Source organism: Microbacterium sp. NPDC096154 (assembly GCF_040302945.1).
In the GTDB taxonomy this organism is placed as follows: domain Bacteria; phylum Actinomycetota; class Actinomycetes; order Actinomycetales; family Microbacteriaceae; genus Microbacterium.
The window spans coordinates 49,859-65,948 of record NZ_JBEOSM010000008.1; the positions used below are offsets into that span (position 1 = coordinate 49,859).

The 16,090-nt window shown below is 73.5% G+C and carries 16 protein-coding genes; 11 read left to right on the forward strand and 5 right to left on the reverse strand.

Annotated elements, in window-relative coordinates; genetic code table 11:
- Window positions 1-61: 61 nt before the first annotated feature.
- The 5 genes from ABTW64_RS11825 to ABTW64_RS11845 are packed head-to-tail and all read left to right on the forward strand — an operon-like array spanning window position 62 to window position 5,406.
- Window positions 62-1,255, forward strand: coding sequence for a glycosyltransferase family 2 protein (locus ABTW64_RS11825; protein WP_350622613.1), 1,194 nt, complete (start codon window positions 62-64; stop codon window positions 1,253-1,255).
- Window positions 1,252-2,484, forward strand: coding sequence for a rhamnosyltransferase WsaF family glycosyltransferase (locus ABTW64_RS11830; protein ID WP_350622615.1), 1,233 nt, complete (start codon window positions 1,252-1,254; stop codon window positions 2,482-2,484). Before ABTW64_RS11825 ends, ABTW64_RS11830 begins: the two co-directional genes overlap by 4 nt.
- Entirely contained in the window at window positions 2,481-3,158 is a 678-nt protein-coding gene (locus ABTW64_RS11835; RefSeq protein ID WP_350622617.1) for a hypothetical protein, read from the forward strand. Before ABTW64_RS11830 ends, ABTW64_RS11835 begins: the two co-directional genes overlap by 4 nt.
- On the forward strand, window positions 3,155-3,982 hold the full coding sequence (locus ABTW64_RS11840) for a hypothetical protein (protein WP_350622619.1): 828 nt from the start codon (window positions 3,155-3,157) through the stop codon (window positions 3,980-3,982). Before ABTW64_RS11835 ends, ABTW64_RS11840 begins: the two co-directional genes overlap by 4 nt.
- A complete protein-coding gene (locus ABTW64_RS11845) occupies window positions 3,979-5,406 on the forward strand; it encodes an O-antigen ligase family protein (protein ID WP_350622621.1) in 1,428 nt (475 codons plus the stop codon). The genes ABTW64_RS11840 and ABTW64_RS11845 overlap by 4 nt, the downstream gene beginning before the upstream one ends.
- A 127-nt stretch (window positions 5,407-5,533) precedes the next feature.
- On the opposite strand, the gene ABTW64_RS11850 is transcribed toward ABTW64_RS11845, so the two are convergent.
- From ABTW64_RS11850 to cysK, 5 genes are all read right to left on the reverse strand, one after another.
- Complete coding sequence (locus ABTW64_RS11850; RefSeq protein WP_350622623.1) at window positions 5,534-7,333, reverse strand: glycosyltransferase; 1,800 nt, start codon at window positions 7,331-7,333, stop codon at window positions 5,534-5,536.
- A complete protein-coding gene (locus ABTW64_RS11855) occupies window positions 7,326-8,162 on the reverse strand; it encodes a WecB/TagA/CpsF family glycosyltransferase (RefSeq protein ID WP_350622625.1) in 837 nt (278 codons plus the stop codon). The genes ABTW64_RS11850 and ABTW64_RS11855 overlap by 8 nt, the downstream gene beginning before the upstream one ends.
- 131 nt (window positions 8,163-8,293) lie before the next feature.
- On the reverse strand, window positions 8,294-9,688 hold the full coding sequence (locus ABTW64_RS11860) for an amidase (RefSeq protein ID WP_350622627.1): 1,395 nt from the start codon (window positions 9,686-9,688) through the stop codon (window positions 8,294-8,296).
- Between the two features lie 14 nt (window positions 9,689-9,702).
- Entirely contained in the window at window positions 9,703-10,296 is a 594-nt protein-coding gene (gene epsC / locus ABTW64_RS11865) for a serine O-acetyltransferase EpsC (RefSeq protein ID WP_350622629.1), read from the reverse strand.
- Complete coding sequence (gene cysK / locus ABTW64_RS11870) at window positions 10,296-11,234, reverse strand: cysteine synthase A (protein ID WP_350622631.1); 939 nt, start codon at window positions 11,232-11,234, stop codon at window positions 10,296-10,298. Before cysK ends, epsC begins: the two co-directional genes overlap by 1 nt.
- Before the next feature lie 190 nt (window positions 11,235-11,424).
- Here cysK and prmC point away from each other — a divergent pair, with 190 nt between their 5' ends.
- The 6 genes from prmC to atpE all read left to right on the forward strand — a co-directional run bounded on the left by prmC (window position 11,425) and on the right by atpE (window position 16,083).
- The gene (prmC, locus tag ABTW64_RS11875; RefSeq protein WP_350622633.1) at window positions 11,425-12,318 is read left to right on the forward strand and encodes a peptide chain release factor N(5)-glutamine methyltransferase; all 894 of its coding nucleotides are present in this window, start codon (window positions 11,425-11,427) and stop codon (window positions 12,316-12,318) included.
- Window positions 12,319-12,406: 88 nt separating this feature from the next.
- Entirely contained in the window at window positions 12,407-13,156 is a 750-nt protein-coding gene (locus ABTW64_RS11880) for an L-threonylcarbamoyladenylate synthase (RefSeq protein WP_350622635.1), read from the forward strand.
- The gene (locus ABTW64_RS11885) at window positions 13,153-14,316 is read left to right on the forward strand and encodes an MraY family glycosyltransferase (protein WP_350622637.1); all 1,164 of its coding nucleotides are present in this window, start codon (window positions 13,153-13,155) and stop codon (window positions 14,314-14,316) included. Before ABTW64_RS11880 ends, ABTW64_RS11885 begins: the two co-directional genes overlap by 4 nt.
- Window positions 14,317-14,814: a Cg1360 family ATP-synthase-associated protein gene (locus tag ABTW64_RS11890; protein ID WP_350622639.1), complete on the forward strand. Its 498-nt coding sequence runs from the start codon at window positions 14,317-14,319 to the stop codon at window positions 14,812-14,814.
- Window positions 14,815-15,008: 194 nt separating this feature from the next.
- On the forward strand, window positions 15,009-15,800 hold the full coding sequence (atpB, locus tag ABTW64_RS11895) for a F0F1 ATP synthase subunit A (protein WP_350622641.1): 792 nt from the start codon (window positions 15,009-15,011) through the stop codon (window positions 15,798-15,800).
- A 43-nt stretch (window positions 15,801-15,843) separates the two neighbouring features.
- Window positions 15,844-16,083 (forward strand): ATP synthase F0 subunit C, encoded by a 240-nt coding sequence (gene atpE, locus ABTW64_RS11900; protein ID WP_135114798.1) that lies wholly within the window; start codon window positions 15,844-15,846, stop codon window positions 16,081-16,083.
- The last annotated feature ends 7 nt before the right edge of the window (window positions 16,084-16,090 follow it).

Sequence of the window (16,090 nt, forward strand, 5' to 3'; positions counted from 1 at the left end):
TCGCCACCATCCGGTCGGCGACGCGGGCGGACGGTCGCAGCCGACGATGAGAGGGGCGGACATGAGCGGATACCAGAGCGCACCCCGCGAGCTCGCGGCGGAGTTCCGTGCGCCCTTGCCGACGCGAGAGCTGGTGCTGGTCTCCGTCGTCATCCCCTGCTTCGACTACGAGCAGTACCTCGCGCACGCGGTGCGCAGCGCGCTGACCCAGCACGGCGTCGACGTGGAGGTCATCGTGGTCGACGACGCCTCCCGCGACGGCAGTCTCGACGTCGCCCGGCGCCTCGCCGCCGACCCGCGGGTGCGGGTGCTCGCCAACGAGCTCAACGTCGGGCCCGTCGCGACCTTCAACCGGGGCCTCGCGGCCGCGCGCGGTGAGTTCGTGGTGCGGCTCGACGCCGACGACCTGCTCACGCCGGGCGCCCTGCGCCGCGCGGTGGCGGTCATGCAGCACCACCCCTCGGTGGGTCTGGTCTACGGGCATCCGCTGCACTTCCGCCACGGACGCCCCCCGGCGCGCAGCCGGGTGACCGGATGGACGGTGTGGCAGGGCCGCGCGTGGCTCGCCGCGCGGTGCGCGGCGGGCGACAACGTCATCACCTCGCCCGAGGTCGTCGTGCGCCACAGCGTGCTCGAGCGCATCGGCGGGCAGCGAGAGCTGGCGCACACGCACGACATGGAGCTGTGGCTGCGGATCGCGGCGCATGCCGACGTCGCCTACCTCGAGGGGTGCGATCAGGCGTGGCATCGCGAGCACGACGCCAGCCTCTCGATGCAGGCGCAGGATCCGCGTGTGTTCCTGCGCGAGCTGCGCGCCGCGTTCGAGACGCTCTGCGACGGCATCGCCGACGCCGATGAGCTGCGCGGGTCGGCGCAGCGCGCGGTCGCGCTCGGGGCTCTCCGGCAGGCTCGACGCGACCTCGATCGCGGACAGGCGACCGAGGCCGCTGAAGAGCTGCGCCACCTCGCAGTGGACATCTGGCCTCCCGTGCTCGCGACGCCCGAGGGGCGTCGTTTCGAGGCAGCGCGGCGGCGTGCGTCGACGTGGCCGCACACCGCCGCGCTGGCGGCGGGCGCGCTGCCGCGTCTGCGCCGCCGCCGCGAGGCCGATGCGCGCTGGCGGCGCTGGCACAGCACCGGCGTCTACGAGCCGCTGTCCGCTGCGGGGCCGGAAGGTGCCGGACACCCAGCGGGGCACGGCGCCCATGCCGCACGGGCCGTGAAGACCCGTCCCGCCTTCGGAGGGGCGGCATGACCTCGCTGCGAGCGGGCATGCGCCTGCTGCGCCGCGAGGGACCGGGAGCGTTCGCGCGGCGGGCCGGTCAGCTCGCCGCCGCACGGCTGGGCGGGGGCGAGTCCGAGCTGGGCCTGGCCGACGCCGACGTGGCCGACTCCGCCGGCCTGCTGCTGCCGGTGCCGGATGTCGCGCCCCCGCGCGGATCGCCGCTGACGATCGGCTGGGTCACCACCTCGCCCGGCCCGGGCTCGGGAGGGCACACCACGCTGTTCCGCATGGTCGAGGGACTGGAGGCCGCGGGACACCGCTGCGTGCTGTTCCTCGCGGACCGGGGCGGTGCCGACCTCGTCGAGCGCGAGCGGATCATCCGCTCCTGGTGGCCCCGCGTGCGCGCCGAGGTGCGCTCCGCGGCCGACGGCATCTCGGGAGTCGACGCCGCGATCGCCTCCTCGTGGGAGACCGCGCATGTGCTGGCCACACGAGGGCGCTCGCCCATGCGCCGGCTGTACTTCGTGCAGGACTACGAGCCCTGGTTCCATCCCCGCGGCGCAGCCTACGCGCTCGCGGAGGACACCTATCGCTTCGGCTTCCGCTGCATCGCCCTGGGCGAGGCGGTGGCGGCGGCCCTGCGGCACGAGGTGGGCGTTCAGGCCGACGTCACGTCGTTCGGCTGCGACACCGAGGTGTACCGGCCGCTGCGCGGTGTGCGCCGCGAGGGCGTGGTGGCGTACGCGCGGCCGGGTGTCGCGCGACGCGGCTGGGAGCTGGCGCGGCTGGCCCTCGCCCGTTTCCACGAGCGGCGACCCGACGTGCCGATCCACATCTACGGCGACGTCGCGCGCGGCCTGCCGTTCCCCGCGACGCAGCACGGGCGCCTGTCGCCCGCCGACCTCAACGCCCTGTACGCGGGCTGCGTGGCCGGCGTGGCGATGTCGTTCACCAACATCTCGCTGGTGGCGGAGGAGATGATCGCCGCCGGGGTGGTGCCGGTGGTGGGCGACTCGCCGTACGCGCGTGCCGATCTGCCGGGCCCCGCGGCCGCGTGGGCGCGCCCCACCCCGGCCGGAATCGCGGGGGCGCTGGTCGCGGCGGTCGACCGGCCCGACCGCGACGCGCACGCGCTGCGCATCGCCGGCACGGCGCGCAGCGGGTGGGCGCGCGCTCAGGCCGATGTGCTGCGGGTGGTCGAGCACGACGTGTACGACGCGCCGAGCGCGCGTGCCCAGGCGCTGGCGGTCGCCGGATGACGCTGCGCACCCTGCTCGTGATCGTCGCGCGCCGGTGGTACGTCGTGCTGGTCGTCCTCGGCGGCGCCGGGGGTCTCACCGTGCACCTGGCCTCCTCGGCGGCCGGGGTCTACTCCACCCACACGACGGTGTCCTTCCTGTACGAGTTCGAGTCGACGCTGAGCCTGGACGGCTCCCGGGCCGACGAGGACGTCGTGGCGTTCGCGGGCGCGGTGGCCGCCGAGGTCGTGCCCGGTCGCGCCGCCGTGCGCTACTCGGCCGTCGAGGCGCCGTACTACGGTGCCGGGCTGCGCGAGGGGGTGCTGGTCGGCCTGCTCGACTACGGCAACCAGTGGACACCCAGCTATGGCGCCGCCGTGCTCGACATCCGCATCGTCGGGCCCACGCGCGAATGGGTGGCGCTGCGGCAGCGCGAGGCCCTCACCCGCGTGTACACCAGCAGCTACGTGCAGCGGCAGCCGGGCAACCGGATGGACATCACGCCGCGCGTGGATCCGCTGAGCCTGCGCATCGAGCACATCGCTCCCACCCGCGTGGCGATCGCCGCCGCCGTCGCGGCGCTGTCGGCCGCGGGTCTGCTCACTGCCGGCGCCCTCGCCGTCGGCGTCGACCGCGGCCTCACCGCCCGCGCCGCGCGCCGCGCGATCCGTCCGTCCGCAGAGGAGAGCCGATGAACATCGCCGAGACCCTGCGGGGCCTGCTGCGCCGCTGGTACATCGTCGGGCCCGGGCTGCTGCTGGCGGCATCGGCCGCCGTGGCCACGTGGATGCACGTTCCCCCGAGCTACGAGCGGACGGCGACGCAGCTGCTGCTGCCCGCCGAGGCCACGCTGCCGGAGATCGAGATCCAGGTGGAGGTCGAGGACGGCGAGGACGGCGAGACCGAGACCGAGACGCTCGCGCCGAACCCCTTCCTCTATCTCGGCGGCCTCAACACCGCCGCCGATGTCCTGGTGAGCGCCGTAGCGGGGGCGCCGGCCGTCGCGGACGCGCTCGACCGGTACGACGGCGCCGAGGTCTCTGTGACGCGGGATCCCAGCTCCCCGGGCCCGATGGTGCTCGTCACCGTGACGGCGGCCAGCGACGAGTCGGCCACCGAGCTCATCGACTTCATGCTCGCCCAGAGCCGACTCGCGCTCGACGATCTCCAGACGTCCCAGAGCGTGCCCGACGAGTCGCGCGTGCGCATCTCGCCGATCGCCGTCGACACCGAGAGCACGCTCGGGAACAGAGACCGGATGACCCTCACCGCCGGGGCGGGGGCGGCCATCGCGCTGCTGTCGGTGCTGCTGGCGGCTGCCGTCGACGGGCTCGTGCGCAGCAGGCGCAGGCGGCGTGGAGCCCGGCGGGGCGCCCGTCGCCGCGATCGCACCCGACCGCTTCGCCGGACCGGCACGGCGCCCGAGGGCGAGGGCCTCGCCCAGCCGGAGCCGGATGAGGCAGGGGCGGCCGAGCCGCTGCCCGAGCCGGTCGGGGCGGGGAGAGCGAGCGCGCCGTGAGCGCCGGGCGCGTCGACGGGCTCACCCGGCCGGTCTCGGCCTCACGAGGGGCGCTGGCTCGCCGGCCGCGCACGGGCACGGCGCTGACGATGGTGACCGTGTACATCGTGCTGCTGTTCGGCATCCCCTCGAACCTCACGTTCGCGGCACTCGGATCGCTCGGACGGCCCGCGCTGCTGTGGGGCGTGCTGCTGCTCATGTGGTGGGTGCTCGCCCGGCTGCAGGCCCGCGCGATCGACGTGACCCCGGCCCCCCAGCCGGTGCGGTGGGCCTGCGTGGCGCTGCTCGTGGTCGCGCTGATCAGTTTCGCCGCCGCCATGCTGCGCGGGCAGCCGGAGGGCCAGGACACCACGGCGATGACGTCGCTGGTGCGGCTGCTGTCGTGGGGCGGAGTCGTGCTGGTGACGATGGACGGCCTCCGCACGCTGCGCGACGTCGAGGCGCTCGTGGGGCGGCTCGTGGTGGCCGGCGCGCTCCTGTCGCTGCTCGGGCTGGCGCAGTTCGTCACGGGCCGTGGCCTGCTCGGGCTGTATGACCTGCTGCCCGGCTTCACGATCGAGCAGGCGGGCGTGACCGAGCGCGGGATGTTCACGCGTGCCGCGGCCACCGCCACGCATCCGCTCGAGTTCTCGGCCGTGATCTGCGCGATCCTGCCGCTCGCGATCACGCTCGGGGTCATCCGGGCCGACGCCGGTCGGGGCCGCCTGCCGTGGAACTGGATCCCCGCGGCCCTCATCGCCTTCGCGGCGCTCCTGTCGGTCTCCCGCTCGGGGATGATCGGCCTCGCGGTCGCGATCGTCGCGTCCCTGCCCGCGCTGCCGGCGGTGTACCGCGGCGTCGTCGCGGTCGGAGGGATCCTGGCCGCGGTGGCCGCCGTGGTCGCGGTGCCGGGACTGTTCGGCACGGTCGTCGACCTGTTCAGCGGCGTGGGCTCCGACACGAGCACGCTCTCGCGCACCGAGGGGCTCGCCCGCGTGCCGGAGTTCCTCGCCGCGAGCCCCGTGCTGGGGGTGGGCTTCGGCACCTTCCTGCCGCGGTACTACATCTTCGACAACCAGTGGGTGCTCATCCTGCTCGAGCTGGGTGTGCTCGGTCTGGTCGCGTTCGCAGCGGTGGTGCTCACCGCGACGTGGAGCGCGGTGAGCGCCGTGCGCCGGTCGCCGTTCGCGGATGTCGCGGCGCTGGGGCGCGGTGTGGCGGCGTCGCTGGTGACATCCGTGGTGCTGTTCGCGTTCTTCGACGGCCTGAGCTTCGCGATGTCGGCGGGTGCCTTCTTCCTGCTCGTCGGTCTGGCCGCCGCCGTGCGGGCCGTGGGGTACGCCGACGCGCGGATCGGCGTCGACTGGCTGCGCGCGGCGCGTGGGGCACCCCTGCGCGCTCGTGCCCGAGCCGCTGCCGCTGCCGCTGCCGGTGCCGCTGCCTGAGCCGGTGTCGGAGCGGGAGGCGCTGTCCGTGGGCCTCGCCGCGGCTCGAGGCGTCTGCCGCTGCGGGCGCCGGTGCGGTGGCCGAGCCCGGCAGCCCAGGGGCGGGCGGGCTGCCGAGCTCGGGGTCTCAGGCCGTGGCGGGGCGCGTGGAGGTGTCGCGCTCCCAGTCGGTCCACCGCCCCCGCCGCGAGATCCGCCCGCTCGCGTCCCGCCGCGCGATGAGCGCGAAGGCGGCGTAGACGGCGGCGTCCCAGGCGCGGGCGGGCGTCGTGGCGGTGCGCAGCAGCGCGGCGAGCGTGCCGCGGCCGGTGTCCACGCCCTGCTGCGCGGGGCCGCGCCGCACACGCCGCAGGGTCGCTCGCAGCGCGCTCGCGGTGAGCGGCACGCGCACGCGCACAGGCGCCAGCGGCGGGATGCGCTTCTCGTGCGCCGCGATGCTGCGGTCGACGTGCACGTCGTCCGCCGTCACCCCCGGCAGCGGCGCCACGCGGCTCACGCCTTCGCGTGTGAGCGCGTACACGCCCGCGCCCCACAGGGCGGCCGACGTGTGCGGCATGCGTCGGCGTGCGCGGTAGTACGCGCGCACCAGGGCGTCCGCGCCGGTCAGGTCGTATTCGAACGGCGGACGCCCGCCGACCGCGCCGGCACCGTCCAGTGCGCGCACGAGCCCGGGGATCGCGGCCGCAGGCAGCTCGATGTCGGCGTCCAGCACGAGCACAGGCCGTGTCGTGGTCATCTCGAGCCCCGCGTTGATGGCGGCGGGCTTCGACCCGACCGCCAGCTCGATCACGCGCACGCCCGCAAACGCCCGCGCGCGTGCGGCGGTGTCGTCGTGGCAGCCGTTGCACACGACGACGACGTCGATCGCGCCAGATGCCGCCGGGACGGCGAGGCGGGCCAGCGTGCGCTCGATCACCGCCGCTTCGTCGTGCGCCGGGATGATCACCGCGGCGACCGCGCAGGGCCCGCTGTCGCCGCCGCGCCAGGTGGCGGCAGGCAGGTCGACCCAGCGCCGCTCGTCGCGCAGCACGGGCAGCAGGGCACGGTGCGGCGCCGACCATGGTGCCCTCAGCGCCGCTCCGAGGATGAGCGCCGCGCGATACGGTGCGGCGCGGTGCGGCGCGTGCTTCCTCATGTAGCGCACGCGGTTCACGGCGAGCAGAGCGTCGAGCGCGGGCGACGACCCCGATCCGCCCTGGCTGTGCGCGACGCGCGCCTCGGGCGCGTAATGCACGGTGAACCCCGCGTCCCGCACGCGCCGCAGGGCGTCGGTCTCCTCGGAGTACAGGAAGAACCGCTCGTCCCAGTCTCCGACGCGCGCCGCGGCAGCGGCCGACAGCAGCACCGCGGCTCCCGTCGCCCAGTCCACGTCGTGCGCGCGCGTGTACGCACGCGCGTCGCGCACGCTCTCGGACAGGATGCCCGGACGGTGCGGCCACAGCGGACCGAGCGCGGCGTCGCCGAGCGCACGGAGCACGCCGGGCTCTCGGAACAGCGACCGCGCGGTGCGACCCGTCTCGTCCACGATGCGCGGCACCACCGCGCCGCGCCGCTCGTCGGCGCGCAGGCGTGCGAGCATCACCCGCAGGGCCCCCTCGCGCACCGAGAGATCGGGGTTGAGCACGAGCACCGCCTCGGCGTCGCCCGCGCGCGCCAGCCCCGCGTTCACGCCGCCGGCGTAGCCGAGGTTGCCGCCCGTGGGCACGACGATCACGTCGGGGTGGCGCCGGGCGACGCGCACGGTGGCGTCGTCGGGCGAGTTGTCGGCCACGATCACGCGCAGCGCGACGTCACGGGCCTCGCGGCGGAGGTCCGCGATGAGCGTCGCCAGGTGGGCGGCGCTCAGGTACGTCACGACGATCGCGGCGATCTCGGCGCGGCCCTCCGTCGCGAAACGGCCCGGCTGCCCGGGCGGTGCGTCAGGCATGGCGGCCCACCGGCCCGAGCGCCGGGCGTCGCACGATCGCGCGCGCCGAGCGGCGCAGCGCGATGTAGGCGGGCGGTCCCTGCACGAGGTAGCGGTGCGCCAGCCGTCGCGGCTCGAGCATGAGCCGCCAGGCCCACTCGAGCCCGGCGCGCGAGACCCACCGCGGCGCGCGGGCGACGCGTCCTGCGAGGAAGTCCACGACGGCGCCGAACGCCAGCATCACCCCCGCGCCCGTCTGGGCGCCGTACGTGTCGATCCACAGCTCCTGCCGCGGCTTGCCGAGGCACACGAGCAGGATGTCCGCTCCCGCCTCGCGGATGCTCTCGGCCACGGACGCGGCGCCCTCGGGCGTGCTGAGCTGCGCGCGCGGCGGCGTCCAGTGTCCGGCGAACCGCACGCCGGGCCACCGCTGCGTGAGGCGCTGGCGCAGCGGTGCGCACAGGGCGGGGTCGCCGCCGAGCACGCCGATCGACAGGTCCTCGTCGGCCGCGAGGCGCAGCACGTCGGCGATCAGGTCGCTGCCCGACAGCCGCGGGTAGGCCAGGCCGGTCTCGCGCCGCGCGTACGCGGCGATGGGGGAGCCGTCGATCAGATTCAGCCATTCGACCGGTCCGCCCTCGGTCGTCGCGGCGTGGTGCGTGTGCCGGCCGAAGTGGTGCAGGTGATCGAGATTGATCGACGCCACGGCCAGCGGGCGCGGGGACCTCCGCGCCGCGCCCTGCGCGATCACCCGCAGCGCGGGCTCGGCGGTCACGAGGTGGATCGGCACCCCGTCGGTGTCCAGCGTGGGGATCGCGCCTGTCAGCGTCCCCGATTCGGCTTGCGTCATCGCAAATCCCTTTCGCCGCGTCCTCGTAGGAGGGGAGCGGCAGGGTGCACGCCCCACTCAGTGAGAGGCGCGAAGGGCGGCGGTGATGCAAACTCGCGCGAGATCGTCGTGCGCGGCACCCCGCGCCGGCGTCAGAGGGAGGGCCAGGCGAGGGCGCCGCGCGAGCGCTCGAGATGCGCGGCGACGTGCAGGATGAGCGCCTCGCCGCCGGGACGCCCGATGAGCTGCACGCTCACCGGGTGCCCGTCGGGTGCCGTCGCGACCGGGACGGTCACGGCCGGGAGGCCGCAGACGTTGACGAAGCTGCTGTAGGGCGCGTACTGGCACTGTCTCGTGAAGCTGACCTCGGGGTCGTCCTGCGCGAACCAGCCGACGGGACGGGGCGGCAGCGCCAGCGCGGGTGTCAGCACGAGGTCGAACGACGCGAACGCCGCGATCGTGCCGCGCTCGAAGGCCCGGGCCGCCGCGTACGCCCCGAGCAGTCGCTCGGCGGTGAGGGCTCGCCCCTCGCGGATGAGCCATGCCGTGATCGGCTCCACCTCGCCGAGGCGCGCATCTGGCACGGGGATGCGTGCGGCCGACGCGCGCCACAGAATCATGAACATGTCGCCGTAGCCGGTCGGCGCCCAGCCGACGTCTTCGATCCCGTGTCCCGCGCCCGCGAGCACGCGCACGGCCTCGTCGAGCGCGCCGCGCGCGGCCGGGTCGAGCCGGATGTCCATGCTCTCGTCCCAGGGCGAGGCGGTCGTCACGCCGATCCGCAGGGTGCCCGGCAGCACCAGGGCCGCCTCCGAGAAGGGGCCGTCGCCGGGGGCTCGCGTCGCGTACCGGTACGGACCCGCCGCGAGCACGTCGAGCAGCATCGCCGCGTCGTCCACCGTTCGGGCGATCGGGCCGGCGACCGCGAGTCCGTCGGGCGAGTCGAGGCCCGACCCCGCCGGCACCCGCCCGCGCGAGGGCTTCAGTCCCACGACGCCGACGGTCGCGGCTGGGATGCGGATCGAGCCGCCGCCGTCGGACGCCGGGGCCGCCGGCAGCAGGCCGGACGCGACGGCGACCGCCGCGCCCCCGCTCGAGCCGCCCGCGCCGTTCGCCGGGCCCCATGGGTCGCGGGCCGGGGGTCCGACCCGCGTCTCCGTGAAGCCCGTGAGCCCGAACTCGGGCGTGCTGGTCTTGCCGAGGCTGATCGCTCCGGCCTCGTCCAGTGCGACCGCGAGTGGATCCGAGTGCGCGGGCACGTGGTCGGCGTTGACGCGCGATCCGTACCGGGTGGGCACGCCGGCCCGCGCCGTGAGGTCCTTGTCGGCGAGCGGCACGCCCCACAGCGCCGGCGGATCGGCCGGCGGAGCACCCAGTTCGGCCGCGCGCCGGCGCGCGGCCTCGGCCGTGACCTCGGCGAAGGCGCCGAGGTCTGTGTGTGCCTCGATGCGCGCCAGGAAGTAGGCGGTCGCCTCGACCGGCGTCACCTCGCCGTCGCGCAGCGCGGCCGCCAGCGGACGCAGGCCGAGCTCGTGCAGGGCTGACAACCGGTCGCCCCCGCTCAGATCTGGTACTCGGGGGCGGTGAGGATCGCGCGCGTGTCCTCGCCGTCCCGGCGCTGCCGGGCCTTGGCCGGGACGCCCACCAGCACGCTGTCGGGCGGCGCGTCCCGGGTCACGACGGCGTTCGCGCCGATCGCGCAGCGCGCGCCGATCGTGATGGGGCCCAGCACCTTCGCGCCGGCGCCGACCGCCACCCCGTCGCCCAGCGTGGGGTGGCGCTTCCCCGCGTCGCGCGTGCGGCCGCCGAGCGTGACGCCGTGGTAGAGCAGCACGTCGTCGCCGATCTCGGCCGTCTCGCCGATCACGACGCCCATGCCGTGATCGATGAACAGGCGCCGGCCGATCGTGGCTCCGGGATGGATCTCGATGCCCGTGAGGAACCGCGCGATCTGCGACAGCGCGCGCGCCGGGAAGCGGAGGCCGCGCCGCCACAGGCGGTGGCTGACGCGGTGCGCCCACACGGCATGCAGCCCGGGGTACAGCAGCGCGATCTCGAGGCCCCCGCGGGCCGCGGGGTCGCGCAGGCGCGCCGACGCGACGTCGTCCCGCACAGCCGCCGCGGCCGCCCGGAGGGTGCCTGCGACGCCCGCCATCAGTCCTCGCGCAGGTCCTCGAACAGCGCGGTCGTCAGGTAGCGCTCACCGGTGTCGGGCACGATCACGACGATGCGCTTGCCGGCGTTCTCGGGGCGCTTGGCGACCTCGAGGGCCGCCCAGACGGCGGCACCCGACGACATGCCGACCAGCAGGCCCTCCTTGGCCGCGAGCTCGCGCGCGACGCGCAGCGAGTCCTCGAAGCCGACGGGCACGACCTCGTCGATCACGTCGCGGTCGAGGATCGCGGGCACGAAGTTGGGGCCGATGCCCTGGATCTTGTGAGGGCCGGGGTGACCCTCGCTGAGCATGGGGGAGTCCTTGGGCTCCACGGCGACGACCTGCACGCCGGGCACCTTCTCCTTGAGCACCTGGCCGACGCCCGTGATGGTGCCGCCCGTGCCGATGCCGGCGACGAAGATGTCGATCCGGCCCTCGGTGTCGTCGAGGATCTCCTGCGCCGTCGTGCGGCGGTGGATGGCCGGGTTCGCCTCGTTCTCGAACTGGCGGGCCCACACGGCCCCGGGGGTCTCGGACACGATGCGCTGGGCCTCGTCGACGGCCAGCTGCATGCCCTTGGTCGGGTCGGTCAGCACGAGCTCGGCGCCGAACGCCTTCAGCAGCAGGCGCCGCTCCTTCGACATCGAGGCCGGCATGGTCAGGATGACGCGGTAGCCGCGCGCCGCGCCGACCATCGCGAGGGCGATGCCGGTGTTCCCGCTCGTCGACTCGACGATCGTGCCGCCCGGCTTCAGCTCGCCCGACTGCTCGGCGGCGTCCACCAGCGCGATGCCCAGACGGTCCTTCACGCTCGAGGCGGGGTTGTAGAACTCGAGCTTGGCGAGCACCTCGGCCTCGATGCCGTCGGTGACGCTGTTGAGCCGCACGAGCGGGGTGTTTCCGAACGCGGTGGTGATGTCGGCGTGGATGCCGGGCATGGCGGTGCTCCTCGAATCGGGGTCGCGGGTCGTGAGGCCGGTGAGGGCCGTCCCGCCCAGCGTAGGCGGGCGGCAGCCGTCCTGTCTCGTGTGTGACGTCATCCGGCGTCGCCATATTCCGCGTTCGGCATCCTCAGGACGGCGCCCGCATCGCGGCCGCGGAATCCCCGGCGCAGTAGGCTGGCACCTCATGACCACCACCCACGCGACGGGGGAGAGGCACGACTCCCGCGCGCTGCGCGACCGCCTGCGCTTCGCGGCCGTGCGTCTCGCGGAGGCCGGCGTGCCCGATCCGCAGGTCGACGCCGAGCTGCTGCTCGCGCACCTGCGCGGCCAGAGCCGGGGCGAGGTGCAGGCCGGTGTCGTGCGCGGCGACGAGTTGAGCGTCGCCGAGGCCGAGGCGTTCGAGGTGCTGGTGGCTCGGCGGGCCGCGCGCGAGCCGCTGCAGCACATCACGGGCGTCGCGTACTTCCGCCACCTCGAACTGGCGGTGGGGCCCGGGGTCTTCGTGCCCCGCCCCGAGACCGAGTCCGTCGCGCAGTTCGCCATCGACGCGCTGCGCGCGGCCCCGGTGCCCGAGCCTGTCGGCGTCGACCTGGGAACGGGCAGCGGAGCGATCGCGCTGGCGATGGCGACGGAGGTGCCGCACGCGCGCATCCACGCGGCCGAGAACTCGCCGTACGCGTTCGTGTGGACCACGGAGAACGTGCGCCGCGTGGGGGCCGACAACGTGCGCCTGGCCTTCGTCGATCTCGCCGTGGCGTTCCCCGACCTCGACGGGCGGGTCGACGTCGTGGTCTCGAACCCGCCGTACGTGCCGGACGACGCCATCCCGCGCGATCCCGAGGTGCGCCTGCACGACCCCGAGTCCGCGCTGTACGGCGGCCCCGACGGCCTCGACGTCGTGCGCGAGCTGAGCCACGTCGGCATGCGCCTGCTGCGCCCGGGCGGGCTGCTCGTGATCGAGCACGGAGAGCTGCAGGGCCAGGCCATCCGCGACCTGCTCACGGCCGACGGCTGGCGCGCCGCGGCCACCCACCCCGACCTCACGCTGCGCGACCGCACCACCACGGCTGTTCGTTAGGCTCGCTTCGCTCGCAGGGCCCGAGCAGACGAGTGAGCAAGGAGAGCGTCGGGCGAGCGATCGATCTGGACTCTCTACAATCAAAGAGATGTCCCCCCTCTTCGACTGCCGTGATGAGGCGCAGCTGCTCACCGGCATGCGCCAGGCGCGCCAGGCGATCGCCCGCGGCCATGTCGTCGTCATGCCCACCGACACGGTGTACGGCGTCGCGGCCGACGCGTTCAGTCCGCAGGCCGTGCAGCGGCTGCTCGACGCCAAGGGGCGCGGCCGGCAGCAGCCCCCGCCGGTGCTGGTCTCGGGCGTCGACGCCATGCGCGCGCTGGTCGAGCAGGTGCCCGAGCCGATCGAGCGGCTCGTCGAGCGCTTCTGGCCCGGCGGTCTGACCATCGTGCTGCCCGCCCAGCCCTCGCTGTCGTGGGACCTGGGCGAGACCCGCGGCACGGTGGCGGTGCGCATGCCGGATCACCGGATCGCGCTGGAGCTGCTGAGCGAGACCGGTCCGCTGGCCGTGTCCAGTGCGAACCTCACGGGTCAGCCGGCCGCCGTGACGGGTGACGACGCTCGCGCCATGCTGGGCGACCGGGTCGCGGTCTACCTCGACGACGGGCCCTCGCGCACGGGCGTCGCCTCCACCATCATCGACGCGACCTCGCTGGTCGGCCCACGCGGCGACGAGGCCGGCGAGCCGCAGGTGCGCATCCTGCGCGACGGCGCCGTGTCGCGCGACGAGCTGCTGGAGGTGCTGGGCGACCTGCTGGAGGTGCCCGAACACGAGCCGCACGCGCCGCCGACCGCCCGCTCCGGCGAGGACGAGGCCGCGGGCGGCGATCCGGCGTGAGGCAGTACCTCTTCACCATCCTGCTCACGGCGACGCTGACGACGGCGCTCGCCTGGGCGGTGTGGCGACTCAGCATGCGCTTCAAGCTGTACCCCGGCATCCGGGAGCGCGACGTGCACAAGACGCCCACGCCGCGGCTCGGCGGCATCGCGATGTTCCTCGCGATGGTGGCGGCGATCGGGGCGTCGGCCTCGAACGAGTTCTTCCAGATCTTCTGGGTCGATCCGCAGAAGGTGTGGGCGGTGCTCGGCGCCGCGACGCTGATCGTGCTCGTGGGTGTGGCCGACGACCTGTGGGACCTCGACTGGACCATCAAGCTCGGCGCCCAGTTCCTGGCCGCCGGCATCATCGCGGTCGTCGGCGGCCTGCAGATCTATGCACTCCCGATCGGCGGCATGACGCTGGTGTCGAGCTGGGTGAGCATCGCCCTGACGATGTTCTCGATCGTGATCGTGATGAACGCCGTCAACTTCATCGACGGGCTCGACGGCCTGGTCGCGGGCGTGTGCCTGGTCGCCAACGGCGTCTTCTTCGTGTACTCGTACATGCTCACGCGCGACACCTCGACCACCAACTCGAGCATCGCCACGTTCCTCGCGGCGGCCATGATCGGTGCGTGTGCCGGGTTCCTGCCGCTGAACTGGAAGCCCGCCAAGCTCTTCATGGGCGACTCGGGCGCGCTCGTGCTGGGCCTGCTGATGGCCACCAGTGCCATCGCCGTGACCGGATCGCTGCCGCCCTCGGTGCTCGATCCGGTCGACGGCCTCGGGCGCTCGCAGCTCCTGGGCGCGTTCCTGCCCATCCTGCTCCCGCTCGTGGTGGTGCTGCTGCCGCTGGCCGACTTCGGCCTGGCCGTGATCCGCCGGATGCGCGCCGGCAAGTCGCCGTTCTCGCCCGACCGCAAGCACCTGCACCACCGGATGCTCGACCTCGGTCACACCGATCGCGATGCGGTGCTGATCTTCTACGCCTGGACGGCCGTGATCTCGCTCGCCGTGCTGCTGATGTACCTCGCCACGCGGGAGGACTGGTTCGGCGGCTACTGGATCGGCGTCGTCTTCGGAGTGATCGGCGTCGCCGCCTGTCTCGTGCTCACCCTCATGCCCACACGCCGCGCCGCCGCCGAGCCGGCCCCCGATCACGCCACCCAGGAGGCCTGAATGTCGACAACCGAACCCTCGGACAGCACCCCCTCGGCCGCCGGCATCTCCAGCACCCCGGTGCTGCGCACGGCGCTGCTGTGGGGCGGGATCGCCACGCTCGTGATCGCGGTGGTCGGAGGCGGCATCGGCTTCGCGATCGCCGGCGGCGACGGCGCGCTGAGCGCATTCGCCGGCGCCGCGATCGCCGCAGTCTTCATGCTGCTGACGGCTGTGAGCATCCTGATCGCCAACCGCTGGTTCGGCGACGCGCTGTACGTGCCGATCTTCTTCGGCATCGTGCTGGGCGGCTGGCTGCTCAAGCTCGTGCTGTTCATCGTGGCGCTGCTCGTGCTGCGGGGGCAGCCCTGGGTCGTGCCGGGGGTCTTCTTCGTGGCCCTGGTGGTCAGCGTGCTCGCGTCGCTCGCGATCGACGGCATCGCGATGTTCCGCTCCCGGGAGCCCTACGTCGATGTGCGTCTCCCGGGCGAGGGCGGCGACGGGTCCTCGCGGTCCTGACAGAGCTTTTTCGACGCGTCGTAGAAGCGCGCGATTCTTTGATAGGCTGACGGAGTTCCTGCCGAGTTCCCCGCGGATGCCGATGGCGACATCGCCAGTGGTGACTGAGGGCTCCGGCAGATGACGACTTCCTGCCCCTCCCGGTCCCCGTGCCGGAGCTATGAAGCCGGAGCCACACGTTGACTCATGCCGCGATGCTGATCGCCTCTGCCGAATCGAGCGATGGCGGATTCCACCCGCCGTCCATCTCTGACTTCTTCCCGCCGGCGATCTTCCAGATCGGCTTCCTGGAGTTCACCCGCATCAATGCGGCGCAGCTGCTCGCGACCGCGATCCTGGTGATCCTGCTCGTCGTCGGCACGCGCAACATGAAGGTCGTGCCCGGCCGCCTGCAGAGCATCGTCGAGATGGGCCTCGACTTCGTGCGCGTCAACATCGCGCACGACATCCTCGGTCGCAAGGACGGCAACCGCTTCCTGCCGCTGCTGACCACGATGTTCTTCATGATCCTGTTCATGAACCTGACGGGCATCATCCCGGGCATCAACATCGCGGGCACCAGCGTCATCGCCGTGCCGCTGCTGCTGGCGGTCATCTCGTACGTCACATTCATCTACGCGGGCATCAAGAAGAGCCCCGGCGGCTTCTTCAAAAACTCGCTGTTCCCGTCGGGCGTGCCGGCCGCGCTGTACATCATCGTCACGCCGCTCGAGTTCCTGTCGACGTTCATCATCCGCCCCGTCACGCTCACGCTACGACTGCTGATGAACATGATCGTCGGCCACCTGATGCTCGTCCTGTTCTTCTCGGCGACGCACTTCTTCTTCTTCACCGCGGGTGGACTGTGGTCGGCGCTCGGCGTCGGCACGCTCGCCTTCGGTCTCGCCTTCACTCTGTTCGAGGTCCTGGTGGCGTTCCTCCAGGCCTACGTCTTCACGATCCTCACCGCGGTCTACATCCAGCTCGCGGTTGCGGAAGAGCACTGACGGTCCGCCACACGGCGCACCGCCTAACCGAAAGGAAAACCCCGTGGACGCTACTACGGTTCTCGCCAACGTGTACGGCTCGATCGCGACGGTCGGCTACGGTCTCGCCGCCATCGGCCCGGCCATCGGCGTGGGCATCGTCGTCGGCAAGACCATCGAGTCGGTCGCCCGCCAGCCCGAGCTCGCCGGTCGTCTGCAGGTCCTCATGTGGATCGGTATCGCCTTCACCGAGGCCCTCGCGTTCATCGGCATCGCGACCGGCTTCATCTTCGGCTACAACTGATCACTCG